General features: G+C 61.7%; 21 protein-coding genes. 14 read left to right on the top strand and 7 right to left on the bottom strand.

The features are described 5' to 3' along the window. The first annotated feature begins 190 nt into the window (after positions 1-190). The 6 genes from AC3WOY_RS10825 to AC3WOY_RS10800 all read left to right on the top strand — a co-directional run bounded on the left by AC3WOY_RS10825 (position 191) and on the right by AC3WOY_RS10800 (position 8,512). A complete protein-coding gene (locus AC3WOY_RS10825) occupies positions 191-2,113 on the top strand; it encodes a PrkA family serine protein kinase (RefSeq protein WP_492423566.1) in 1,923 nt (640 codons plus the stop codon). 241 nt (positions 2,114-2,354) lie between these two features. Next, on the top strand, positions 2,355-3,620 hold the full coding sequence (locus AC3WOY_RS10820; RefSeq protein WP_492423564.1) for a YeaH/YhbH family protein: 1,266 nt from the start codon (positions 2,355-2,357) through the stop codon (positions 3,618-3,620). Continuing rightward, a complete protein-coding gene (locus AC3WOY_RS10815) occupies positions 3,617-5,182 on the top strand; it encodes a SpoVR family protein (protein ID WP_492423562.1) in 1,566 nt (521 codons plus the stop codon). Before AC3WOY_RS10820 ends, AC3WOY_RS10815 begins: the two co-directional genes overlap by 4 nt. Before the next feature lie 389 nt (positions 5,183-5,571). After that, positions 5,572-6,303 (top strand): DUF4142 domain-containing protein, encoded by a 732-nt coding sequence (locus AC3WOY_RS10810; RefSeq protein WP_492423560.1) that lies wholly within the window; start codon positions 5,572-5,574, stop codon positions 6,301-6,303. Positions 6,304-6,364: 61 nt separating this feature from the next. Further along, positions 6,365-6,811, top strand: coding sequence for a PA2169 family four-helix-bundle protein (locus tag AC3WOY_RS10805; protein WP_492423558.1), 447 nt, complete (start codon positions 6,365-6,367; stop codon positions 6,809-6,811). A gap of 51 nt (positions 6,812-6,862) precedes the next feature. Continuing rightward, positions 6,863-8,512 (top strand): NAD(P)/FAD-dependent oxidoreductase, encoded by a 1,650-nt coding sequence (locus AC3WOY_RS10800; protein ID WP_492423556.1) that lies wholly within the window; start codon positions 6,863-6,865, stop codon positions 8,510-8,512. Here the strand turns inward: AC3WOY_RS10800 and AC3WOY_RS10795 are convergent. Then, complete coding sequence (locus tag AC3WOY_RS10795) at positions 8,509-8,979, bottom strand: metallophosphoesterase family protein (RefSeq protein WP_492423554.1); 471 nt, start codon at positions 8,977-8,979, stop codon at positions 8,509-8,511. The genes AC3WOY_RS10800 and AC3WOY_RS10795 overlap by 4 nt on opposite strands. Before the next feature lie 297 nt (positions 8,980-9,276). Between AC3WOY_RS10795 and cysE the strand changes: the two genes are divergently transcribed. Continuing rightward, positions 9,277-10,149 (top strand): serine O-acetyltransferase, encoded by an 873-nt coding sequence (cysE, locus tag AC3WOY_RS10790; RefSeq protein ID WP_492423552.1) that lies wholly within the window; start codon positions 9,277-9,279, stop codon positions 10,147-10,149. 56 nt (positions 10,150-10,205) lie between these two features. On the opposite strand, the gene AC3WOY_RS10785 is transcribed toward cysE, so the two are convergent. Genes AC3WOY_RS10785 through AC3WOY_RS10775 form a run of 3 tightly spaced genes read right to left on the bottom strand, consistent with a single transcriptional unit; the run spans position 10,206 to position 16,578 of the window. Further along, positions 10,206-13,211 carry an ATP-binding protein gene (locus AC3WOY_RS10785; RefSeq protein ID WP_492423550.1) on the bottom strand — a complete coding sequence of 1,002 codons (3,006 nt, stop codon included), beginning with the start codon at positions 13,209-13,211 and terminating at the stop codon, positions 10,206-10,208. A 5-nt stretch (positions 13,212-13,216) separates the two neighbouring features. After that, entirely contained in the window at positions 13,217-14,254 is a 1,038-nt protein-coding gene (locus AC3WOY_RS10780) for a substrate-binding domain-containing protein (RefSeq protein ID WP_492423548.1), read from the bottom strand. Between the two features lie 29 nt (positions 14,255-14,283). Beyond that, on the bottom strand, positions 14,284-16,578 hold the full coding sequence (locus AC3WOY_RS10775) for a two-component system response regulator (RefSeq protein WP_492423546.1): 2,295 nt from the start codon (positions 16,576-16,578) through the stop codon (positions 14,284-14,286). Positions 16,579-16,654: 76 nt separating this feature from the next. Between AC3WOY_RS10775 and AC3WOY_RS10770 the strand changes: the two genes are divergently transcribed. Genes AC3WOY_RS10770 through AC3WOY_RS10760 form a run of 3 tightly spaced genes read left to right on the top strand, consistent with a single transcriptional unit; the run spans position 16,655 to position 18,404 of the window. Then, on the top strand, positions 16,655-16,843 hold the full coding sequence (locus AC3WOY_RS10770) for a hypothetical protein (protein ID WP_492423544.1): 189 nt from the start codon (positions 16,655-16,657) through the stop codon (positions 16,841-16,843). Further along, the gene (locus AC3WOY_RS10765) at positions 16,840-17,499 is read left to right on the top strand and encodes a class I SAM-dependent methyltransferase (protein WP_492423542.1); all 660 of its coding nucleotides are present in this window, start codon (positions 16,840-16,842) and stop codon (positions 17,497-17,499) included. The genes AC3WOY_RS10770 and AC3WOY_RS10765 overlap by 4 nt, the downstream gene beginning before the upstream one ends. A gap of 50 nt (positions 17,500-17,549) precedes the next feature. Next, a complete protein-coding gene (locus tag AC3WOY_RS10760; protein WP_492423540.1) occupies positions 17,550-18,404 on the top strand; it encodes a TolB-like translocation protein in 855 nt (284 codons plus the stop codon). Here the strand turns inward: AC3WOY_RS10760 and AC3WOY_RS10755 are convergent. After that, positions 18,393-19,544, bottom strand: a complete 1,152-nt coding sequence (locus AC3WOY_RS10755) for a patatin-like phospholipase family protein (RefSeq protein ID WP_492423538.1) — start codon at positions 19,542-19,544, stop codon at positions 18,393-18,395. The genes AC3WOY_RS10760 and AC3WOY_RS10755 overlap by 12 nt on opposite strands. Positions 19,545-19,589: 45 nt before the next feature. Further along, positions 19,590-20,201 (bottom strand): glutathione transferase GstA, encoded by a 612-nt coding sequence (gene gstA, locus AC3WOY_RS10750; RefSeq protein WP_492423536.1) that lies wholly within the window; start codon positions 20,199-20,201, stop codon positions 19,590-19,592. Positions 20,202-20,340: 139 nt separating this feature from the next. Here gstA and AC3WOY_RS10745 point away from each other — a divergent pair, with 139 nt between their 5' ends. Together AC3WOY_RS10745 and AC3WOY_RS10740 are read left to right on the top strand one after the other, a co-directional pair. Then, positions 20,341-22,002 (top strand): long-chain fatty acid--CoA ligase, encoded by a 1,662-nt coding sequence (locus AC3WOY_RS10745; protein WP_492423534.1) that lies wholly within the window; start codon positions 20,341-20,343, stop codon positions 22,000-22,002. A gap of 170 nt (positions 22,003-22,172) precedes the next feature. Further along, positions 22,173-22,958, top strand: a complete 786-nt coding sequence (locus AC3WOY_RS10740) for a c-type cytochrome (RefSeq protein ID WP_492423532.1) — start codon at positions 22,173-22,175, stop codon at positions 22,956-22,958. 45 nt (positions 22,959-23,003) lie between these two features. On the opposite strand, the gene AC3WOY_RS10735 is transcribed toward AC3WOY_RS10740, so the two are convergent. Further along, complete coding sequence (locus tag AC3WOY_RS10735) at positions 23,004-23,414, bottom strand: bacteriohemerythrin (RefSeq protein WP_492423530.1); 411 nt, start codon at positions 23,412-23,414, stop codon at positions 23,004-23,006. A 306-nt stretch (positions 23,415-23,720) separates the two neighbouring features. On the opposite strand from AC3WOY_RS10735, the gene AC3WOY_RS10730 reads away from it, so the two are divergent. Then, complete coding sequence (locus AC3WOY_RS10730) at positions 23,721-24,377, top strand: hypothetical protein (RefSeq protein ID WP_492423528.1); 657 nt, start codon at positions 23,721-23,723, stop codon at positions 24,375-24,377. A gap of 72 nt (positions 24,378-24,449) precedes the next feature. Next, positions 24,450-25,202, top strand: a complete 753-nt coding sequence (locus tag AC3WOY_RS10725) for a hypothetical protein (RefSeq protein ID WP_492423526.1) — start codon at positions 24,450-24,452, stop codon at positions 25,200-25,202. The last annotated feature ends 20 nt before the right edge of the window (positions 25,203-25,222 follow it).

The following is a 25,222-nucleotide window of genomic DNA, read 5'->3' as shown; positions in this document are numbered from 1 at the left end:
AACACGCGATAAATACTGCTTTGAAAAGAAGAAGTTGAAAGCCTTTTCTTCAACAATTTTCTCTCATAAAAAAAACCGAAAAATTTCCTATCGACGAGAAAAAATTCTGCGTATTATTAAATTGCGGAGTGGAAAATCAATCTGTATCCGACACCCACACGACCGGTAGACATATATCAAAGGAAGCCCAATGAAGATCTTTGACAACTACGCAGCACGGTATGAGCGGACACGGGAAGAGGAATACTCCCTGCAAGAATATCTGGAGTTGTGCAAGCGCGATCGCCTTGCTTATGCCACTGCCGCCGAGCGCATGCTCGAAGCGATTGGCGAGCCCGAACTGATCGACACCCGCCACGATTCGCGTCTCTCGCGCATCTTCGCCAACAAGGTTATCAAGATCTATCCGGCATTCCGTGAGTTCTACGGAATGGAGGAAGTCATCGAGCAGGTCGTCTCCTATTTTCGTCATGCCGCGCAAGGCCTCGAAGAGCGCAAGCAGGTCCTCTACCTGCTCGGCCCCGTCGGCGGCGGCAAGTCCTCCATCGCGGAGAAACTCAAGTCCCTGATGGAACGTGTTCCCTTCTACTGCATCAAGGGCTCGCCGGTGAACGAATCGCCGCTCGGCTTGTTCAATGCGGAAGAAGACGGCGCCATCCTTGAGGAGGACTTCGGCATTCCGCGCCGCTACCTCAAGACCATCCCGAGCCCGTGGGCGGTGAAGCGGCTTCACGAATTCAACGGCGACATCAACCAGTTCCGTGTGGTCAAGCGTTACCCGTCGGTGCTGAAGCAGATCGCGATCTCCAAGACCGAGCCGGGTGATGAAAACAACCAGGACATCTCCTCCCTGGTCGGCAAGGTCGACATCCGCAAGCTGGAAGACTACTCGCAGGACGATCCGGACGCCTACAGCTACTCCGGCGGCCTGTGCCTGTCCAACCAGGGCCTGATGGAATTCGTCGAAATGTTCAAGGCGCCGATCAAGGTGCTGCATCCGCTGCTGACCGCCACGCAGGAAGGCAACTACAAGGGCACTGAAGGCTTCGGCGCGATCCCGTTCGACGGCATCGTGCTGGCGCACTCCAACGAATCGGAGTGGAAGGCCTTCCGCAACAACAAGAACAACGAAGCATTCCTCGACCGTATCTACATCGTGAAGGTGCCGTACTGCCTGCGCGTGTCGGAAGAGATCAAGATCTACGAAAAGCTCATCACCAGCTCCTCGCTCGGCAAGGCGCCCTGCGCCCCTGGCACGCTGAAGATGATGGCGCAGTTCGCGGTGCTGTCGCGCCTGAAGGAGCCGGAAAACTCCAGCATCTTCTCCAAGATGCAGGTGTATGACGGCGAGAACCTGAAGGACACCGACCCGAAGGCGAAGTCGCGCCAGGAGTACACCGACTACGCCGGCGTGGACGAAGGCATGAACGGCCTGTCGACCCGCTTCGCGTACAAGATCCTGTCCAAGGTCTTCAACTTCGACAACACCGAAGTCGCCGCCAACCCGGTGCACCTCCTGTATGTGCTGGAGCAGCAGGTCGAGCGCGAGCAGTTCCCGCCCGAGACCGAGCAGAAGTACATGTCCTACATCAAGGAGTACATGGCGCAGCGTTACGTCGAGTTCATCGGCAAGGAGATCCAGACGGCCTACCTCGAAAGCTATTCCGAGTACGGCCAGAACATCTTCGACCGGTATGTGACGTTCGCCGATTTCTGGATCCAGGACCAGGAATTCCGCGATCCGGACACCGGCGAGAGCTTCGACCGCGATTCGCTGAACGGCGAACTCGAAAAGATCGAGAAGCCCGCAGGGATCTCCAACCCGAAGGACTTCCGCAACGAAATCGTCAACTTCGTGCTGCGCGCGCGTGCACAGAACAACGGCAAGAACCCGGCATGGACCAGCTACGAAAAGCTGCGCACCGTGATCGAGAAGAAGATGTTCTCGAACACCGAGGAACTGCTGCCGGTGATCTCGTTCAACGCCAAGGCCAGCGCCGACGATGCGAACAAGCACCAGGAGTTCGTGTCGCGCATGGTGGACAAGGGGTACACCGCGAAGCAGGTTCGTTTGCTCTGCGAGTGGTACCTGCGGGTTCGCAAGTCGTCGTGATGTAGTAAAGCCCCTCTCATGCCTCAGGCTGAGGGTTTGCTGCAGGTTGCAAGGCCCTGAAGTTCCCTCCCCTTCAAGGGGAGGGTTAGGGTGGGGATGGGTTTCCAATGCATCAGCCGAAACCCATCCCCATCCCGGCCTTCCCCTTGAAGGGGAAGGAGTGACAAGGGCTCGCCGACTTGCAACACCTTGTCCGCGGGAGAGGGGAACAATAAACGCCCATACAGTTTCAGGAGGCACTTTGGCTCACCTCATCGACCGGCGCCTGCAGGGCAAGAACAAGTCCGCGATCAACCGCGAACGATTCTTGCGGCGTTACAAGGGCCAGATCAAGGACGCCGTACAACGCGCCATCAAGGGCCGCTCGATCACCGAGGTCGAGAAAGGCGAAAAAGTATCCATCCCCGTCAAGGACATCAACGAGCCCACGTTCGGCCATGCCCACGGCGGCATCTGGGAAGTGGTCCGCCCGGGCAACGAGCAGTACCAGAAGGGCGACCAGATCCAGCGGCCGAAAGGCGGCGGCGGATCCGGCAAGGGCAAGGCGGGCAACAGCGAAGAAATCACCGAAGACGATTTCACTTTCGAGCTGACGCGCGAAGAGTTCATGAACTACTTCTTCGAAGACCTCGAACTGCCCAACCTGGTCAAGACCCAGCTCACATCCATCAACGAATTCCGCAACCAGCGCGCGGGCTACACCATCTCCGGCACGCCGACCAATATCCATGTGCTGCGTTCCATGCGCGGCGCGATCGGCCGCCGCATCGCCGTGGGTTCGAAGTCGCGCAAGCGCCTGCGCGAGGCGGAACAGGAGATGAACGAGCTGCTGAAGACGACATTCGAGGACGATCACCGCATCCTTGCGCTGCGCAACGAGATCCGTCACCTGCGCGCCAAGATCGACGGCATTGCCTTCCTCGATCCGATCGACCTGCGTTACAGCAACCGCATCAAGGTGCCCAAGCCGTCCAGTCAGGCCGTCATGTTCTGCGTGATGGACGTGTCGGGATCGATGGACCAGGCGAAGAAGGATGCGGCCAAGCGTTTCTTCATCCTGCTCTACCTCTTCCTGGAGCGCGCCTACGAAAAGATCGAGGTGGTATTCATCCGCCACCATACGCAGGCGACGGAAGTCACGGAAGACGAGTTCTTCAATTCCCGCGAGTCGGGCGGCACCGTGGTGTCGTCGGCGCTGCACCTGCTCGACAAGGTGATCAACGAGCGTTACTCGACCAGCGACTGGAACATCTACGTCGCGCAGGCGTCGGACGGCGACAACTGGGACAACGATTCCGTGACCTGCCGCGAACTGCTGGTCGAGAAGATCATGCCGCTGGTGCAGTACTACGCCTACGTCGAGATCACGGAAGGCGAACCGCAGAACCTGTGGTTCGAGTACCTGCAGATCCAGGACTATCACCCGCACTTTGCGATGCAGAAGATCGAGTCGCCGGCAGATATCTATCCGGTGTTCAGGGAACTGTTCAAGAAGCAACCCAAATGATCAAAGTCCTCAATAAAGCCCCCGTAAAGAAGACCGGCCGGAAGAAGGCAGCCAAGCCTGTCCGCCTGCCGGACCAGTCGGAGTGGACGTTCGAGCTGATCGAGCAGGCGCACAACGAGATCCGGCGCGTGGCCGAGAATTTCGGCCTGGACACCTACCCGAACCAGCTCGAGATCATCACCGCCGAGCAGATGATGGATGCCTACGCCTCCGTCGGTATGCCGGTGTCCTACTCGCACTGGTCTTTCGGCAAGCACTTCCTGGCCACCGAGAAAAGCTACCGCCGCGGCCACATGGGGCTGGCGTATGAGATCGTCATCAATTCCGATCCCTGCATCGCCTACCTGATGGAAGAGAACAGCCTGACGATGCAGGCGCTGGTGATTGCGCATGCCTCCTACGGCCACAACTCCTTCTTCAAGGGCAATTACTTGTTCCGCACCTGGACCGATGCGGACGCGATCATCGATTACATGGTGTTCGCGAAGAACTACATCGCAGAGTGCGAACAGCGTTACGGCATCGAAGCGGTGGAGCTGCTGGTCGACTCCTGCCATGCGCTGCAGAACTACGGCGTGGACCGCTACAAGCGTCCAGCCAAGCTGTCGCTGGCGAAGGAACGCGAACGCCAGGAAGAACGCGAAGCCTACCTGCAGTCGCAGGTGAACGACCTGTGGCGCACGCTGCCGCGCAAGGCCGAAGTCGTGACCGAAGCCGCGCCGAACCGTTTCCCGCACGAGCCGCAGGAAAACCTGCTGTATTTCATCGAGAAGTACGCGCCGCTGCTGCAGCCGTGGGAGCGCGAAATCGTGCGCATCGTGCGCAAGATTTCGCAGTACTTCTACCCGCAACGCCAGACGCAAGTGATGAATGAAGGCTGGGCCACTTTCTGGCATTACACCATCCTGAACCAGCTGTACGACGAAGGCATCGTCGGCAACGGCTTCATGATGGAGTTCCTGCAGAGCCATACCAACGTGGTGTACCAGCCGCCGGTCACCAGCAAGTACTTCAACGGCATCAACCCGTATGCGCTCGGATTCGCGATGATGCGCGACATCCGCCGCATCTGCGAAGAGCCGACGGAAGAGGACCGCCAGTGGTTCCCGGACATCGCCGGCAGCGACTGGAAGAAGACGCTCGACTTCGCGATGCGCAACTTCAAGGATGAAAGCTTCATCTCCCAATACCTGTCGCCCAAGCTGATCCGCGATTTCCACTTCTTTGCCGTGCTGGACGACGACAAGAAGGACAAGCTGCAGATTTCCGCGATTCACGATGACGACGGTTACCGTTACCTGCGCGAGCAACTGGCGGGGCAGTACAACATGCATAACCGTGAGCCGAACATCCAGGTGTGGTCGGTCGACACGCATGGCCAACGTTCGCTGACGCTGCGTCACAACCAGTACCTGCGCCGGCCATTGAACGGCCAGGCGGAAGAGGTGCTCAAGCATGTCACCCGCTTGTGGGGATTCGATGTGATGCTGGAAACGGTCGATCCGCAGGGTAACGTGTTGAACACGATCGAATGCAAATGTGAAAAGAGGCAGCGCGGCTAGAGAAACATCAGGTTTGCGGGGACGCCGCGAGGAAAGGGGAGCGCCGCAAGGCGCGCGGCGTCCTTCGCAACCGGCTGCGAGCCTCCAGGCTTGATAGCGGGATGTATCTCGTCATGCCGCCTTTTCATGGGCGCTTGCCGGAGCGATCCGGCAAGACTTGTGCCAAAGCGCAAGCTTTGGCACTTTTTTTTGTCCGTCGCCAATAGCGTCACACGGCGGACGATTCCTGTAATTTTTTCCGTCGTTCTGTAGTCTCTTCTCCCCTGTCTTTGCGCGCAGCCGCATCTTCTTCCGGGATCGCCACTGGCATGCACATTGCCTGACTGGCATGAGGCATCCAAGGATGTCACTTCCCGGCTATTGCCGTCACGTTCCCGAAGGAGATTCATATGCATCAACGTCACATTCTCAACCGCATGCTCGGGATCGCCGTGCTCGCGATGCTGTTCGGCGCATCCTCCGTGCAAGCGCAATCAGGCAGCACCTCCGGTTCCGCAGGACAAGGCGCAAGCAGCGCGCAATCCGGAGGCGCGAATGCGGCCGCCGGCAAAGAAGCGGGCGCCAAGTCATTGAGCAAATCCGACCAGAACATCATGCGCGAAATGGCCATGTCCAATCTCGCGGAAATTGAAACCGGCAAGATTGCATTGAACCAATCCAAGAACGACCAGGTGCGCAACTTCGCGCAGAAAATGATCGACGACCACCAGCAGTCGCAGAAGGAACTGGAACAGCTTGCGCAGGCCAAGGGTGTGACCCTGCCGACCGAGCCCGACAAGAAGCACCAGGCGGCCGCCAAGAAGTTGAGCGCGCTGGAAGGCGACAAGTTCGACAAGCAATACCTGAAGCAGGGCGGCCTGAGCGACCATCGCAATACGCACCGTCTGCTGCAACGCGCACAGACCCGCGCCACCGATCCGGACATCAAGGCGCTGGCCGCAAAAATGGAGCCGATCGTGAATCAGCACCTGACGCTGGCGCAGGACGTCAGCAGCGCGAAGAGCTCGACATCGGGATCCCAAGGACCTGCAGGCACCTCGGCATCGGGTTCTTCGTCCGGTTCGTCGGGGGCGGAGTCGAGCAAGTCCGGCACGTCCGACAGCACCAGCCCCAAGCAATAAGTCAGAAGTGCATTCAACTGTCCCCGGCCTCATGGCGGCCGGGGCGTGGAGCAGAGCGAGCATGACGAATGACGAGGTAATTTCGGTACTGAACAGCCTGATCGAAACCTGCAAGGATGGCGACGAAGGCTTTCGCACCTGTGCGCTGGACGCCAGCGACACACGCCTGAAGACTTTTTTCACCAACCGTGCCCAGAGCTGCGCGGCGGCTGCATTTGAACTGCAGAGCCTGGTTCGCGCCCATGGCGGCGATCCTGACAACAGCAGCAGCCTGGGCAGCGCCGTGCATCGGCGCTGGATCGACATCAGGGCGCTTGTCACCGGCAAGGATGACCGGGCCGTGCTGCAGGAGTGCGAGCGCGGCGAGGCGATGGCTGTCAGCAGCTACAGCCAGGCACTGGCCCGGAACCTTCCCGAGAGCGTGCGCGCCGTGGTGGAACGGCAGTACCAAGGGGTGCTGCAGAACCACGACCAGGTGAAGAGCCTGCGCGGCCAGTACCGTACTTAGTCACGGAGGATGCCTGCGGTAAAATAGCAGCCTTCCCTGAAGGTTCTCCGCATGCTGCGACTCACCAACGTCATCCTCCCGCTCGACCATCCCGAAGCCGACCTGCGCGCGGCCATCCTCGACCGCCTGAAGATCGCCGACGCCGACCTGCTCGCCGTCACCCTCTTCCGCCGCGGCTACGATGCGCGCCGGCGCAGCCAGATCACGCTGGTCTATACGCTCGACGTCGAGGTAAGGGACGAGGCGGCGGTGCTTGCGCGCCTGCAGGGTACGCCGAATGTGGGCATCGCGCCCGATACCAGCTACAAGTACGTCGCGCAGGCCCCGGAGCAACTCAAGTCGCGGCCGGTCGTCATCGGCTTCGGCCCCTGCGGGATTTTTGCCGCGCTGATCCTGGCGCAGATGGGTTTTCGCCCCATCATCCTCGAGCGCGGCAAGGTCGTGCGCGAGCGCACCAAGGACACCTGGGACCTGTGGCGCAAGCGCGACCTCAATCCGGAATCGAACGTGCAGTTCGGCGAAGGCGGCGCCGGCACCTTCTCCGATGGCAAGCTGCACAGCGGGATCAAGGATCCGAAGCATTACGGACGCAAGGTGCTGGCGGAATTCGTGAAGGCCTATGCACCGGAAGAAATCCTGTACGTCAGCAAGCCGCACATCGGCACCTTCCGCCTCGTGAAGATGGTGGAGGCGATGCGCGAAACCATCGAATCGCTCGGCGGCGAGTTCCGCTTCCAGGCGAAGGTGACGGACATCGAGATCGACAGCGGACAGGTACGCGGCGTCATGCTGGAAGGCGGCGAACGCATCGCCACCGACCACGTCGTGCTGGCCGTCGGCCACAGTGCGCGCGATACCTTCCAGATGCTGCATGACCGTGGCGTGTACGTGGAGGCCAAGCCGTTCTCGATCGGCTTCCGCATCGAGCATCCGCAATCGGTGATCGACCGCGCGCGCTTCGGCAAGTTTGCCGGCCATCCGCTGCTGGGCGCCGCCGATTACAAACTGGTGCACCATGCGAGCAACGGACGCACCGTCTACAGCTTCTGCATGTGCCCGGGGGGCACCGTGGTAGCGGCAACATCGGAACCGGGACGCGTGGTGACGAACGGCATGAGCCAGTATTCCCGCAATGAGCGCAACGCCAACAGCGGCTTCGTCGTCGGCATCGCACCGGCGGATTTCGGCGGCAACCATCATCCCCTGGCCGGCATCGGCTTCCAGCGCGAACTGGAATCGCGCGCCTTCGAAATGGGTGGCGGCAACTATGACGCGCCGGGCCAGCTGGTAGGCGATTTCCTCAACGGACGGGCGTCGAAGGAATTCGGCTCGGTGCAGCCGTCCTACAAACCCGGCGTGAAACTGACGGACCTTGCACCGTCGCTCCCCGCTTACGCCATCGAAGCGATGCGCGAAGCGATTCCCGCATTCGAGCGGCAGATCCGGGGTTATGCGATGGCGGATGCCGTGCTCACCAGCGTGGAGACACGTACTTCGTCGCCAGTGCGCGTCAAGCGCCTGGACAACTTCCAGAGCCTGAATGTGAAAGGACTGTTTCCGGCAGGGGAGGGGGCAGGGTATGCGGGCGGTATCCTGTCGGCGGGCGTGGACGGCATCAAGGTCGGCGAGGCGGTGGCGCTGAGCATGACCGGCGGAGCCGAGGCACGCGGCGGCGCGCAGGGCGGCGAGCAGATTTACTAATCGACTTCCAACGTCTGCAGGCGGCCTTTCGCCCGTCTGTTGGCAATTTCGAGGAAGCCGATCGAAATCGGCAGCGTAAACCGGCGCGGCCCCGCGCTGCCGGGATTCATGTAGAGCACGCCGTTTTCCATCTTCATCAGCGGGCGGTGAGAATGACCGGCGATGACGACCTTGATGCCGCAGGCTTCCGGCACGAGGTCCAGGTCATGCAGGTCGTGGACGATGTAGATCGGCACGCCCCCGATCTCGATGCGTTCCCTTTCATGCAAAGCTTCCGCCCACGCGCCACGGTCGTTGTTGCCGCGCACTGCCGTGACCGGCGCGATCGCTTCCAGCTCGTGCAGGACCGTGGCGTCGCAGATGTCCCCTGCATGGATGATGCGGTCGACACCCTTCAACGCCATGCGCGCTTCGGTACGCAGCAGGTTGTGCGTATCGGAGATCAGGCCGATGCGAATTATTTCCATTTTGTCAATCAAGGTGCAGGCGTGGCTGAAGTTGCAAGAAACGCGCCGCTTTGGCAGCGTGGTCGGAAATGTGCTTTAATGAGCTGACGGACAGTTTTGCTATATGCATATTCTCTTTTTGTTTTGACGCATGAACAAGCGCATTGTTTCCGCAAAGTTTTGTTGCCGTGGGCGGCCTGAAGGGCCTGCCGACTGACGCACGCGTATTCGACAGATTCCGATGGCCGCAGAGTTGACAAGACCTGCGGCCATTTTGCTTTTTCGGGCGGCGCTGTTGCCGCCATTGAAAGGATTGACATGAACACGACCGAAGCCACCCTCGCCAGGCGAAGCGCGATTCCGGCTTCGCTGTTGTCCGCGTCTGCGGCATTCGCGGATGCGCGGCTGCAGTCATGGACGCAGGAGGGTATCTGGCTGGAGATCCGTGCCGAGGCGGAACAGACGGCAGCACGGGAGCCGCTGCTGCTGCCGCGCCTGAAGGCGATGGTGCTGGACCGGCCCACGCTTGGCGCCGCGCTCGCGGCTGTGACCGCACGGCGTCTGGCCACCGAGGATCTGCCCGAGGCTGCACTGCGCGAGCTGTTCGACAGCGTGATGCTCCACGCATCCGGCATCGCGCAGCACGCCGCGGCGGATCTGGCCGCAGTGAAAGACCGCGATCCGGCATGCCCCAACCTCCTGCACGTGGTGCTCAACCTGAAAGGTTTCCAGTCCCTGCAGGCTTACCGCATCGCGCATGCGCTGTGGCAGGAAGGACGCCAGGAACTGGCCTTTGCCTTGTCCAACCAGGCATCGGTGGCGCTGGGCGTCGATATCCATCCGGCGGCGCGCATCGGCTGCGGCGTGATGTTCGATCATGCCACGGGCATCGTGATCGGCGAGACGACGGTCGTCGAGGACCATGTGTCCATCCTGCAGAATGTGACTCTCGGTGGCACGGGCAAGGAGCACGGCGACCGCCATCCGAAAATCCGCAGCGGCGTGATGATCGGCGCGGGCGCCAAGATCCTCGGCAACATCGAGGTAGGCACGATGAGCAAGATCGCCGCAGGCAGTGTGGTGCTGCGCCCCGTGCCTGCCCATTGCACCGTCGCCGGTGTGCCGGCACGCGTAGTCAGGCATCACCACGATGACAGCTGCCCGTCGGACGAAATGGATCAGACGATTTGAGAGGACGGCGCGGCAGGAAAACCTAAGGCGTCGCGCAGGTTATTCTTGCGTGATGCCTAATGTCCCTGCTTGTCGGCCATCGCCTCCTTCACCAGGGAGAGGATGGCCTTGGACTGGCAGCGGTCGGCGAGCAAGCCCAGCTTGCCGGCGAAAACGCGGAAATGCGCATCCCTGGCGCCGAGCCGGTCCGCCCACTCGCGAATCTCGCGCATGTTTCCCAGCAGCGCCATGTGATGCAGTGCCTGCAGCTCCTCCATGGAAGGGTGCGCAGCCAGGCCATCGTCCTGTGCCGGCTCTCCATGTTCTTCCGGCTCGTATTCCCATTCCAGATCTACCAGGCGGCCGATGTGCTGCAGCAACGCATTCAGGTCGATGGGCTTCGGCAGGAAGGCGTTGGCGCCAGCCGCAAGCTTGTCCACCCTTTCAGGATCGGAGGCGCTGGCGGATACGGCAATGATGGGTATGTCCTTGCTGCCGGGAAGTTCTCGCAGCCGCGCAATGGCTTGCTGGCCGGTCATCACGGGCATGACTTCATCCATGAGGATCAGGTCGGGCCGTTCGGCCTGCGCCTTGTCGATCGCTTCCTGGCCGTTCCCTGCTTCGACGGTGGCGAAGCCCAGCGAGCCGAGCATGTCCATCACCATCTGCCGGCTTTCGGCGATATCGTCCGTGACCAGGACGGTTTTTCGCGGCCCCTTGTAGCCGATGACGGTGCGAGGGAGGGACGGCGCTTCCGGACGCACATGCTCTTCCCGCAAGCTGATTTCTAGCCAGAACCGGCTGCCTTGGCCGGGCACGCTGCAGACCTGGATTTCGCTTCCCATCATCCGCGCCAGCTGCCGGCTGACCACCAGGCCAAGGCCTGTTCCGGCACTGCGGCGGCGTGTGTCGCCCGTCTGCTCGAAGGGGAGGAAAATCGCTTCCAGCTGGTCGGCGGCAATGCCGATGCCGGTATCTTCGACCTCGAACCGCAACCGGACCCAGGCTCCGGCTTTTCCTTCGTCGGGCAATCGGCGGGTGCGGAACCGGACTTCGCCCCGGTCGGTGAATTTCACCGCGTTGCCCAGCAGGTTCAGCAGGATCTGCCGCAGCCGTCGCGCATCGACCCATACCGCATTGGGCAAGCCGGCGGACGCATCGAATGCGAACTGCAGGTCTTTCTCCTCCGCGCGGGCGCGTATGACGTCCGCGATCCCTTGCAGGAAGCCATGGAGATTCACGGCTTCCGGATAGAGGTCCAGCTTGCCGGCCTCGATCCGGGACAGGTCGAGGATGTCGTTGATCAGCATGAGGAGCTGTTCCCCGCTTTCCTGAACGATGCGCAGGCCCGTCGCGTGATGGTCGCGCAAGCGTTTGTCGCGGCGGAGGATCTGCGCGTAGCCGAGTATGGCATTGAGCGGTGTGCGCAGTTCGTGGCTCATGCACGCAAGGAAGGCGCTTTTGGCGTCGTTGGCCGCTTCCGCCGCCACGCGTGCGCGCCGCTCCTTCTCGGCTTCCTTCTGCGACGTGACGTTTTCCATGGTGGCGATCGTGCGGTCGCCGTTATGCGTGGCTTCCGGAAGCAGGGCTTCGGTTACCCGTATGCATAGGATACGGCCGTCCTTGTGCCGGAAACGCGATTCGAACACCTGACTTTGCCCCGGCGCTTCAAACGGTTTTTGCTCTGACAATATCTTCCCGGCATCGCCGGGGCGCATCAGTGCCGCCAGCGTCTTTCCCTGCAGCTCGTCCGCGGTGTAGCCCAGCATGTTCACGAGTGCACGGTTGGCGAGGAGGATGCGCCCGTTCTGCGCCAGCACCGCCATGCCTATCCCCGCGTCGGCAAAGATGGTGCGGAACCGCATCTCGCTTGCATGCAGCGCCTTTTCGGCACGCGCCTGCTCGCGCAGGCTGTCGAGGAAGGCATTGAAGCAGGCGGTCAGCTCGGCCACGTCGTCCTCTCCGCGCACGGGCAGATGGTCGCCGTCTGCGGCGGAATTGCCGCGCAGCTGGATGAACCTGTCGGTGATCCGGCGCAAGGGCGCAACGAACTGGCGCGAAAACAGGTAGGCCAAAATCGCAACGATCAGCAGGCACAGCGCCACCACCAGGAGGGTCGCCTTGCCGATGACCGCAGTGCGGGCATCGATGGCGGACAGCGGCACGAAGCCGACCAGGTCCCACCCGGAAGGTTCGGAGCGCAAATGGCTGACAAGGGTATTCGACGACCCGGAGTCCAGCAGGAAGCTGCCGGCCGCGCCGCGTATCCGTTCAAGCATGAGGGGATCGGCGTGCAGGCCGATCAGGCTGGCGTCGGAGTGATACACCAGCCGCTGATTGCCGTCGACCAGCGCGATCTGGATGATCTCTCCCGGACCGATGCTGCCGAGTTGCTCTTTCAGGTAATCGACGCTGTAGTTCACCACCAGCAGTCCGAGGAATTCCTGGTCCGCGGATCGCGGCCGGAAGCCGTACAGTTCCTTTGCCGCCGTAATGACCCTGGTGTGTTTCGAGTTGCTGTTGATATTGTCGACGATGCCTGCCCAGTACACCGGATTCGGGCTTGAGCCGGCTTCGCGGCGGATCGCATCCAGCACATCGTCTCGCCGGTTGTCGATATCCATCGTGTCGCCGGCGTGGTAGCGCGCGCCATTGGCGGCGAAGATGTCGATCGACACCAGGCCGTTGATGTTCACGTAACCGTTCAGGATATAGCCGATGCGCGACTGCGTGAGCAGCCGGGTGTAATCGTCGGACGGGTTGTAGGGGAGCGACAGGCTCTTGATGATCGTCTCGACGCCGGAAATGTTCGAAATCAAGCCTTCGATCTGCGCTGTCTGCAAGTCGATGAAGCGCTTGCGTTCGCGCAGCAGCTGCGACAGGTGGCGTTCGGCCTCCGATTCGAGGGCCGAGCGGAAAATCTCGAAGGAGGCAAGGCCCAGTCCGAGCAGAGGCAGGATGCTCAGCACCATCAGATACACGATGAAGCGGTGAACGATATTGCGCTGCGGCTCGAACAGCCGCCGGGCATCCGTCGGCCGCACGGTATTGTCCATGCCGGTGCGCGGGGAGTCCGGTGTCAAGGCTGTCATCTTCCTTGTCCCGCGAGCGATTCCTTCGTGATGATGCGGGTCTCCAGCATGGTTTCCGCAGGCAACCGTTCGCCCTTCAGCCGCCTTGCCGCATAGGAAACGCCCAGGTAACCCTGCCGGCCCGACTGGTGGTCCACGCTTGCAACGAGCCGTCCTTGCCGGATGGCGCGGCGCGCTTCTTCGAGGCCGTCATAGCCCGCGACACGGACGGACTGGATGCGCGCGTCCAGCAGATACTGCAATGCGCCCAGCGCCATCAGATCGTTGGCGCAAAAGAGCAGGCGGATACGCGGGCGCGTGCTGAACAGCTTGCGTGCCGCCTCATAGGCATCGTCGATTTTCCAGTTGCCAGGTTCGCTGCCGACAATCGCGATGTTCCGGTTCTCGCCGAATGCCTGCATGGCACCCTGCCTGCGTTCTTCGGCGTTGGTCGCTCCCGGGAAGCCGTCGATGATTGCCGCCTCCGTCGGCACGGAGACGCCGGCCGTCAGATGCTTGACCGCCTTGTAAGCGGCGGCCTGGTTATCGACGCTGATCAGCGGCACATCGGCAAGCCCGTACCGGCGCGAACTGTCCGCGTCGAGACGGTTGTCCACGTTGATGATGGCGATGCCCGCATCTTGCGCCTTCTTGAGGACCGGGATCAGGCGATAGGAGTCGGCCGGCGCAATGACGATGGCGTCGATCCTGGCGCGCGTCAGCTGTTCGACGATGGCGATCTGCTGCTCGATCGAGGTCTCCTGGGTGGATGTCCTGACGACGAGGTCGATGCCGAACTGTGCTTCCGCCCGGCGCGCACCTTTTTCCATTTCGGTGAAAAAGGGACTGGTGAGCGTCTTTACCACCAGGGCAACGCGCGGCCGTGCTGCGGGAACGTCCTGCGCACGGGCTGCGTCCATGGAAGAGGCCGCCGGCATGACGGCCAGGAGCAGAGCCACCGCGGCAGCGGCAAGGATGCGCGTGAATGGGATGTCCGTTTCTTGCGGGATGTGCAGAAGACGGTGCAGCCTGCGATATCGATTGAGTGCTTTCATTTCCGTCTCCCGGCACAAGGCAGGCTTGCCTATGCTTTGTGCAGGTCAAGTCCGGGCATGCGTCCCCCGGTTTTGCGCAGGAGCCCCGTCAGATCATCGGGCGGCAGCGGCGCGCTGTAATAAAAGCCCTGGGCGCAGTGGCATCCATGGTCGAGCAGGAATTCGACCTGCTCTGCGCTTTCGACGCCCTCGGCAAGCACGTTCATCTCGAGCCCGTGGGCCATGGCCACGATCGCCGTGACCAGCGCGCGGTCATTCGCATTGCGGGTAATGCCGCTGACGAAGGCACGGTCGATCTTGAGCGTGTTGACAGGATAGCGTTGCAGGTACGCAAGGCTGGAGTAGCCCGTCCCGAAATCGTCGATCGAAAGGTGGATGCCCAGTTCGCTCAACCGGTGCAGCGCATTGATGTTGTCGTCTGTGCGCCGCAGAAGGATGCTTTCCGTGATTTCGAGATCGAGCGCGCTCGGGTCGATGCCGGTGGCATCGACGATGCGCGCGATGGTTTCGCAGAGGTTCGGCTGGAAGAACTGGCGGGCGGAAAGGTTCACCGCCACATGCAGGCCGGTATGTCCGAGGTCGTGCCACTGCTTCAGTTGCCGGCATGCCTTTTCGAGAACCCATTCGCCAAGCGGCATGATCAGTCCGGTTTCTTCCGCGACGCAGATGAAGTCACCGCAGGAGACCGGGCTCTTTCCCGGCTCGCGCAGACGAAGCAGGGCCTCGGACGAAAACATGACGCCGGTCCGCATGTCGATCTGCGGCTGGAAGTGGACCTCGAACATGTCCGCCGCCAGCGCATAGCGCAGCCGGTTCTCCAGCGCAAGGCGCAGGCGCGCCGCCTTGTTCATCTCCGGCGTGAAGAACTGGGCGTTGTGGCGGCCTTTTTCCTTGGCGTGATACATCGCGGTGTCCGCCGCCCGCATCAAGGCATCGACATCCATGCCGTCATCGGGGAACAGGCTGATGCCGATGCTGCCGGTAATATGCAGCTCGTGCCCTTCGACCATGAAAGGCGCCTCCAGCGCATCCAGTGTCTTGCGGGCGACCAGCGCGGCATCGTTGTCGTCGGCAAGGTCAGGCAGGCACAGCACGAACTCGTCGCCGCCGAGCCGGGCCAGGTTGTCACCTTCGCGCAGGCATGCCAGCAGCCGCATCGCTGTCATCTGCAGCAGGCGGTCGCCGATGGCGTGGCCGAGCGAATCATTGATGCGCTTGAAATAATCGAGGTCGAGAAACAGGACCGCCACCTTGCGTCCGGAGCGGCGCGCGTGCGCAATGGCCTGCGTGATGCGATCCTGCAGGAGAGTCCGGTTGGGTAATCCTGTCAAGGCATCGTGATGTGCCATGAAGGCGATGCGCTTTTCCGCCCTCTTGCGCTCCGACAGGTCGAGGACGAATGCCACGCCGGCATCCATCCGTCCTTCGAAGAGGGCAGCGCCCACCAGGATGGGAACACGGCTGCCGTCCTTGCGGATGTACTCCTTCTCGTAGGGGGCGCAGGTTCCGCTTGCCCTCAACTCTGTCAGCGCATGGGTGTCCGCCGCTTCGTGCTCGGCGGGTGTCACACTTGTCCAGTGGACGGCACCGGCCTGCAATTCCTGGCGCGAATAGCCGATGATCTGCAGAAAGGCGTCGTTCGCTTCGCTGATGCCACCGTCGACCCGCCAGTAGAAAATGCCGATCACGTTGGCTTCGAACAGCCGCCTGATCCGCGCTTCCCGTTCCTTCAGCTCTTCCTGTACGCGGGCCCGTTCGGCGTTTTCCTTGCGCAGGTTGTCGTTCGCCTGCGCAAGTTCGGCAGTGCGCTGCGCCACGCGCTCCTCCAGCTTGTCACGAGCCTGATGCAGTTCCGCCTCGACCTGACGGCGTACGCTGATCTCTTCCCGCAACTGCAGGTTTTGCGCGGCGAGCTGCCGCTGCATGCAACGTAAATCAAGGTGGGCACGGACGCGGGCGAGGACTTCCTCTACCTGGAAGGGTTTGGTGACATAGTCGACGCAACCGATGTTGAATCCGGCGATCTTGTCGCTCGCATCGGACAGCGCCGTCATGAAAACGATGGGGATGTCCCTGGTTTCCGGATCCTGCTTGAGGCGCCGGCATGCTTCGAACCCGCTCATGCCGGGCATCATGACGTCCATGAGGATCAGGTCGGGACGCGAATACACGGCCCGTGCGATGCCTTCTTCGCCGTCTTCGGCTACCACCACCGACAGCCCGTTGTCTCCAAGGTAGTTCGACAGCACCGCAAGGTTCGCAGGCGTGTCGTCCACGATCAGAACGGTCGGCGTCTCGGCGGCGTTCGAGTTCTTCGTAAGCATTGTGCCCGCTTGCAAACGTACAAGTCCGGTATTCAGGGAGGATTCCCTTGCGCGGCGCGACGACCGGCAACTTTTCATGCTAAAAGCCGGGCGTCGCTCCGATATGATCGATGTCAACCTTTTCCCAAAATGTTGGAAAACATCACGTTTTTTTCTCCAGGGAAAGCAAGCGAATTCATTGGCCGGAATGGTGACGCCCCACGCTCTGCCGGACGTTGCACAATATGCTTTCGCCGCTTTCGATGACAAGAAAGGAAAACCATGACGACACGTACATTGAATCTCGATGACACGCTTTACCAGTACCTGCTCGATGTTTCCCTGCGCGACCATCCTGTGCTGGCAGCAATGCGCGAGGCCAACCGCACGCATCCGCGGGCAAGCATGCAGATCGCGGCGGAGCAGGGGCAGTTCATGCAACTGCTGGTGCGCTTGCTCGGCGCGCGCAACACGATCGAGATCGGCACCTTCACCGGCTATAGTGCGCTTGCTGTCGCCCTGGCGCTGCCGGAGGACGGGCGGGTGGTGGCCTGCGACATCAGCCGCGAATACACGGATATCGCGCGTGCCTGGTGGGAGAAGGCTGGCATGGCGCACAAGGTCGACCTGCGCATCGCACCTGCACTGGAAACACTGGACGCGCTGATCGCCGGGGGCCGGGCGGGCAGCTTCGACTTCGCCTTCATCGATGCCGACAAGACTGGTTATGCCGCCTACTACGAACGCTGCCTGGTCCTGTTGCGGCCGGGAGGCCTGGTGGCCGTCGACAACGTGCTGTGGGGCGGGAAGGTGGCGCAGGCGCCGGAAGATGAGGACACGGCTGCCTTGCAGGCATTCAACCGGCTGCTGCGTGACGACGCGCGCATCGACCTGTCGATGCTGCCCCTTGGCGATGGGCTCACCTTGGCCCGGAAACGGTAACGCAATGCTTTATACTCTGCGGCTATCCCGGTTCGACAAGGAATGACAATATGGCATCGATTGCATCGCGCATCGTGTTATCAGGCAGTGTGTGCGCGCTCGCCGGCTGCGCGGGGTGGCCGGCCCTGCCTTCGCCTGCGGCTGCCCAGCTGCCGGCGCCCGATCCGCTTCGCAAATTCGTCGCCAGCATCGATGCGCCCAGCGGCAGCAAGGCCTCGCCCGACGGCAGGAAGCTGCTCTGGCACGCCCAGTACGGCAGGGAGGTCACGACCTTCGTGCGCAATGTGGACGGCGGAGACGCCGCCGTGTTCCGGCTCGGACGCAACCTGCCCTACTGGTCCTGCGACAGCCGCCACCTGATCCATGAAGCCGATCCCGCCGGCGGCGGCAATACCCAGGTCATGCTGATCGATACCGACCGCCCGGGTGCGACGCCGATCAACCTCACCCCATGGAAAGGCAGCACTTCGCACGTGATCCATGCCGGCGATGCCCAGTCCGGCAAGCTTGTCCTTGTCAGCAACCGGCGCGATCCCGCCGTCTTCGACGTCTACACCGCCGATCCAGCGACCGGCAATGTGGAGATGGTATGGAAGAACAGCGGCGAAGTGACGCGCTGGATCATGGATGTCGACGGTTCCGTGGGGGCTCGCGTGCGCCGGCAGGATGGCCAGTACTTCCTCCAGATACTGAACAAGGCGAGCAATACCTGGAAATCGGTCAGCGCCTGGTCGGAACTGGCCGACATTCGTCCGATTCGTGTTGACCGGTCTGCAGGCAACGTGTTCGTCATGTCGCGCCTTGCAGGCGCAGCCGGCGACGGCGTCGCCAACGCGGCGATGGAGCGCGGCCTGCCCTGCCGCATGTCCGCCGAGCAGGGCGTGCTCTCCGCCTCAGCTCGATAACCGTTCTTCGCGCCCGTCCGGGCCGATTTCATGCACCAGCACGCCGGCCCCTTCGGGGGCTTCCGCGTGCCAGGCGCCATGGTCGATGGCGCGCATCGCATCCAGATAGCCCTGTTCCCAGCGCCATTCGATCGAGCCCTTCGAGAAGTTGATGTCCTTGGACGCCATCTGCCAGTCGCGGCCGGCGTACGCGAGCCGCACGATATGCATCGTAGTGTCGGTGCCGACCTTTTCCAGCTCGCGCAGTTCATCCTCTCCCAGCATGTGATCCGGGACTTTCTCGCGCAGCGTTCGGATGAGGCGGCGCAAGCGGTAACCGCGCAGGTAGGCATCGATATGCCGGCGCGAGCGTGACGCATACAGCACATCCTTCTGCCGCGTGTACACCTGTTCCAGCGTATTCGGTTCCGGGCCGTCGGGGCTCCACAGGTCGACCATGAAGCAGATGGTGTCGACACGCGGCTCGTCCGCCAGCACGGTTTCCAGCGGCGTATTGGAATACAGTCCGCCGTCCCAGTAGAGTTCGCCGTCGATGCGCACCGGCGGAAACCCGGGCGGCAGCGCGCCGCTGGCCATCACATGCTTGATGCTGACCGCCTGGTGCGCGGTGTCGAAGTTGTCGAGCCGCCCGCAGGTGACCTTGATTGCGCTGACGGTCAGGCGGATGCCGCTCGACGCGTTCAGGCATTGCAGGTCGACCAGGCGCTTCAGCGTATCCTCCAGCGGCGTGGTGTCGTAGAAACTCGCCGCTTCCGCCTCGACCGGCCAGCCCGCGAAGAAGGGATTGAACCAGCGCAGCGAATACATCCCCGGCACGCCTTGCGTGACGGTATCGATGGTGGTGAACATGGTGTTGAGCCGGCGCGCGGGATCGGGCACCTTGCGCATGTCGAGCAGGTCGGAGTGCGCGACTTCGTCCCAGAATTCCTTGAGCCTGTCGAGCCGGTTGGCTCGTTCATTGCCGGCGATGATGGCGCCGTTGATCGCACCGATGGAAGTGCCCACCACCCAGTCGGGTGTCAGGCCATGTTCGTGCAGTGCCTGGTAGACGCCTGCCTGGTAGGCGCCAAGCGCGCCGCCTCCCTGGAGAACGAGCGCGACGCGCGGCCTGGCACCGATTGACTTGATTTTCGAGCTCATTTCCCTGCAACCTCCCAACGCGACAAGTTGCAGCGCGTGGACCGATCATTCCTTGATCAGGCCCTCCGCCTTCATGGCGTCGTGGACTGCCGGCCGTGCGGCCACCCGCTGCATGTATGCCTGTACCGCGGGCCATTGGCCCAGGTCGAACTTCATCGGCCGTGCCCAGTTCAGCACGGTGAAGAGATAGGCATCCGCAACGCTGAATTGGTTCCCGTTCAGGTAGTCGCGTTCCTGCAATTGCTTCTCGACTATGTTGAGCCGTGCGGCAATGGTGTCGCGCGAAGCCTGCTTGGTTTCTTCCGGCGCGTTCGGCTTGAACAGCGGAGAGAAGGTCTTGTGCAGCTCGGTCGAGATGAAGTTCAGCCACTCGATCAGGCGATAACGCTCCATGCTGCCCGCTGCCGGCGCAAGCTGCTTTTCCGGCGCCTTGTCCGCGAGGTACTGGATGATGGCGGGTCCTTCCGTCAATACCTCGCCGTTGTCGAGCGCCAGCGCCGGCACGTAGCCTTTCGGATTGACCGCGAGGTAATCCGCGCCGCCGGCTGTCTTCTTGCTGGCAAGGTTCACGCGCTCGAGTTCGAAGGGAAAGCCCGCCTCGCGCAGGACAATGTGCGGAGAGAGGGAGCAGGCTCCGGTCGAGTAATAGAGTTTCATGGCATGTATCTTTCTTGATCTGACGGGAAGAAACTGGATGGTAGCGCAGCAGAAAAAATCCTGCCGGAAGGCAGCGTCAGCAGCATTTCCCGTGCCCACCTATAATCGATTTTCCATATAAGAAAACGAGACGGAGACAATGAACACCACCCACTACGCCCATTGGCCGGCGGGACTCCCGTACGCCATCACCACTCCCGATACCAGTGTGTACGTGAACATGGAAGTGTCCGCGCGCCGCTATCCGGACAAGCCTGCGATCATCTTCTACGACACCGTGCTGTCCTATGCGCAAGTGCACGAGCAGGTGCTCGCGCTGGCCGGTTACCTGCAGCATGCGTGCGGCGTGCAGCGCGGCGACCGCGTGCTGCTGAACATGCAGAACAGCCCGCAGTTCATCATCGCCTTCTACGCGATCATGCGCGCCGATGCGATGGTGGTGCCGGTCAATCCCATGCTGATGACCGACGAGCTGCAGCATTACGTCGAGGACAGCGGGGCAAAGGTCGCGATCGTGTCGCAGGAAATCTTCTCTCGTACCGCGCCGCTGGTGGGCAAGGGCGCGCTGCAGAAGGCGATTGTCGCGAGCTACTCCGATTACCTGGTCCAGCCGACAGAACTCAACGTGCCCGACTTCGTGCGCGCGCCGCGTGACGTGCCTGCAATGCCTGGCGTGGCGGCATGGAAGGATGCGCTCGATGCGGCACATGCCCCGCGTGCGCACGCGGCGGGGCCGGAGGACCTGGCCTGCATGCCCTATACCTCGGGCACCACGGGCAAGCCCAAGGGCTGCATCCATACGCACCGCTCCGTGATGTTCAATGCGGTCGCATCGCCCACATGGTCGGGGCCGATGGCGCCGGACCATGTCACGCTGGCCGTGCTGCCGTTCTTCCACGTCACCGGCATGCAGTCGGTGATGAACGCGATGATCTATACCGGTGGCGCCATCGTCGTCCTGCCGCGCTGGGATCGCGATGCGGCCGGCCAGCTCATCACGCGCTACAAGGTCACGACATGGACGCTGATCCCGACCATGATGATCGATTTCCTGTCCAATCCGCGCCTGCCGGAATACGACATCTCCGGACTCAAGCGCGTGTCCGGCGGCGGCGCGGCGATGCCGGCGGCGATCGCGCAAAAGCTGCTCGACCTCGCCGGACAGCAGTACATGGAAGGCTACGGCCTGTCGGAAACCATGGCCGCATCGCACGTCAACCCGCCCAACCGGCTGAAGCAGCAATGCCTGGGCGTGCCCTACCTGAACGTGGATTCCCGCGTCGTCGATCCGATCACGATGAAGGAAGTGCCGCAGGGCGAAACCGGCGAGATCTGGATCCATGGCCCGCAGGTCTTCCAGGGATACTGGAACGACCCGCGCAAGACCGAGGAATCCTTCGCCGAACTGGACGGAAAGCGATTCTTCCGTTCCGGCGACCTGGGCTACATGGATGAGGAAGGATTCTTCTTCTTCACCGACCGCCTCAAGCGCATGATCAACGCCAGCGGCTTCAAGGTCTGGCCGGCGGAAGTGGAGTCGATGATGTACCAGCATCCGGCCGTGCAGGAGTGCTGCATCATCGCCGCCCGCGACCCGTACCGCGGCGAAACGGTCAAGGCCGTCATCGTCCGGCGGCCGGGCGTGGAGGCGACGGGAGACGAGATCATCGCCTGGGCGCAGCAGAAGATGGCGGCCTACAAGGTGCCCAAGCTGGTGGAATTCGTGCAGGCCCTGCCCAAGTCGGCGACAGGGAAGGTGATGTGGCGCGCGCTGCAGGAAAAGGAGATGGAAAAGAAGTAAGCCTGACAGCTTGTCATCACGGACTTGCCATGGCGGTATCAAACAAGCATCGAATCGACGCAAAAACTTGATGTAGATTCGGTTGCGCGGTTTCCGGGGGGCTATACAATGGGCCCCAAACCCGATGGCAGGGTGCCTCCTGCCTGATCGATATCGTTGAGAGGTTCGTGATGTACCAAAGCCAAGCCGCACGCCGGGCGGCCGTTTTCGCGCTGCTGGCGGCAAGTCTTGCCGCCGGTTCTGCCATGGCGCAGGACAAGAAGTGGAAAAGCCACATGAGCACGGACGAGCCGGACAAGCTCTACCGCCACTACTGTGCCGTGTGCCACGGGCCGAACGGCGACGGCCAGACCCAGGCCCGCTTTGCGCTCGACCCGGCGCCGCGTGATTTCACCAGCGCCAAGGCGCGCGATGAACTGTCGCGCGACCACATGCTGCAGACCCTGATGAAGGGGACGTTGACCAAGGATGGCAAGCGCACCGCCATGATCTCGTGGAAGGAGCACCTGAGCCCCGAGCAGATGGAAACCATGGTGGACTACATTATCGTCCGCTTCATGGGCGGCAGGCCGGCCGACAATGTCCATGACCACAACGACCCCCGGCACAAGGGCCACGACCATTCCAATGCGAAGAAAGTGGACTATCCCTACGGGCTGAAACCGGATGCGGTGCGCGGGAAGACGGTCTATGCGGCGAACTGCCAGTCCTGTCATGGCGCGAACGGCGACGGAAAGGGGGCCGACCAGCGCGTGGCGCAGATCAAACCGCGCAACTTCCAGGAGCAGGATTTCCGCGACTATGCGACCGGGTTCTCGCTGTTCTCGACAGTGTCGAACGGACGCGGCCATATGCCGTCCTGGGAAAAGAGCCTGAGCAACCAGGATATCGCCGATGTGTCGGAATACGTCCTGCGTACCCATGTGACACGCAAGCCGGTAACGGCGGCGAAATAGGCAAATTCGAGACAACCCCGGGGTACGCCCCGGGATCGATGGGATTCAGCGGTCCGCGTGCATGAAGCGGCCGAGCTCCATGTCCGAACGCATGATGTGGCGTACCAGGCCGTACTGGATGAAGTTCGCCACTTCGACCGGCAGGTTCCAGTTGCGTCGGCTATCCATGAATTGACGGTGCAGGTGGTTGACCTTCTGCATCAACAGGGTGTGCTCACGCTTGTGTGCCTCATACGCGGGAAATCCGATTTCCCGCATCAGCGCCTCTTCGCGCGCGAAATGCCCGCCGGTGTGATCGATCAGCTCGACCAGCACTTCGCCGACGATGGAATACTCCGGCTCTTCAGACGAGATTTCCGCCTGCAGCCGCTGCGCGGCGTCGAAAATTTCCTGATGGTCTGCGTCAATCAGTTCATGGCCGATGGCGAGATCCTGCGACCAGGAAATCTGGAGCATATCAAGCTCTTTTTTTTCGGTGGTTTCAATCATGGCTACCTCGACAGTCTTTAACGTCACTGGTTAAAGCATTTAATCACTGCGATTCCACCGGGAAAAGGCGCAGTTCCGAATCCATTGATTGAGGTCAAGATGCCGCTACAGGCGGAGGGGGTATAGCCCTCCGGGACTGGAGGCCTGGATAGAATATTTCTAAATGGTAGCATTTTCTTACAGCTGAAACATTTCCGTGGCGCCAATTCCTTCAATGCGCACTTAACATGGTCCCGGCATTGATTACTTGATACCTGCCTTTGGGAGACCACCATGAAACGCACCAAGATCACCGCCCCCGCCATTGTCCTGAGCGCACTTGCCACTGCCCTGCTGGCTACGGGTTCTGCATTCGCACAGACTGCCACCACGACTGACGCCACGGTCACGACCACCAGTTCGACGCCGGTTGCGACTACGACAACTGCAACGCCGGCCACGACGACTGCGACGACGACCGACACTGCGACGCCGACCACTACTACGACGGCAACGCCTTCAACCACCACGACGACGACTGCAACGACTACGCCGACTACGACGACGACCTCGACCGCCACGACTACCACGACCACGACAGTCCGCAAGGGCGCAACCGTCTACAAGCCGGGCTCGACCCTGCCGGACGGCGTGACAGCGAAGGCGCACGGCGCAACAGTCGTGCTGCCGGAAGCCGCGCAGGCAGGCCAGGCGCGCGCTGCCCTGAACCGGGAAGCCGCTGCGGAGAAGCGCGAAGCGATTGCCGCCTTCAAGGCTGAAAAGCCGGTCAAGGTCGACAAGGTTGAGAAGGTCGAGAAAGTTGAAAAAGTCGAGAAGATCGACAAGGTAGAAAAGGTAGAAAAGGTAGAGAAGGTGGAGAAAGTCGAAAAGGTCGCCAAGGTTGAAAAGATCGAGCGGCCTGAGAAAGTCGAAAAGACCCGCCGCAATTAAGCAGCACTTCCCCCTCCCGACCGGGCAACATGCGTTGCCCGGTTTTTTGTTGGACCAACGATTGTTATAGCAATGAAAAGACTGACCCTTCTTGCCGCCGTGCTCGTGTCGCAGGCGGCGCTTGCCGACGGCAACTTCACCGTGAAAACCGGATTCGACTACACCACCGGCAAGTACGGTACGGACACCACCACGGAGATCACGGCGATTCCGCTCATCGGCGCCTATGAAACCGGCAACTGGACCTTCAAGGCATCCATCCCTTATGTGCGCATTACCGGTTCGGACAATGTGATTGCGGGTGTCGGCGCCGTGAGCCAGACGGCGACGCGGGTACGCACGGACTCCGGGATGGGCGATCTCACCACCGCGGCGACCTACTCCTTCATGATCGATCCGAAGTCGCAGTTCGGCGTCGACGTCACCGGCAAGGTCAAGTGGGGCACGGCCGACAGCGACCGTGGCCTAGGCACCGGCGAGAACGATTTCTGGATCCTGGTCGACCCCTATGCGAAGTTCGGCAACGTGACCTACTTCGGCGGGATCGGTTACGGCATGCTCGGTTCTTCCGACAGCCTGAAGCTCAAGGATGTCGTCAGCGCCAATGCCGGCCTGTCGTACAAGCTGGACCAGCTGTCCAGCGTGGGCGCGATGCTGGACTATCGCAGCCGGTCCACCGACACCGGCTTCGCGCAGCGCGAGATCACCGGCTTCTATTCGCGCAAGCTGGGCGGCGGCTACAAGCTGCAGGCGTATGCAACCAAGGGTTTTGCCGACGGCAGCCCGGACTGGGGCGCGGGACTGAACGTGGCCTACAGCTATTGAGGCAGGCCGGGGGCGCGGTG

The sequence above is a fragment of the Noviherbaspirillum sp. FW303-A3 genome, assembly GCF_058788695.1.
Note: the sequence above shows the minus strand (reverse complement) of the source record. Positions and strands in the feature narration are given on the sequence as shown.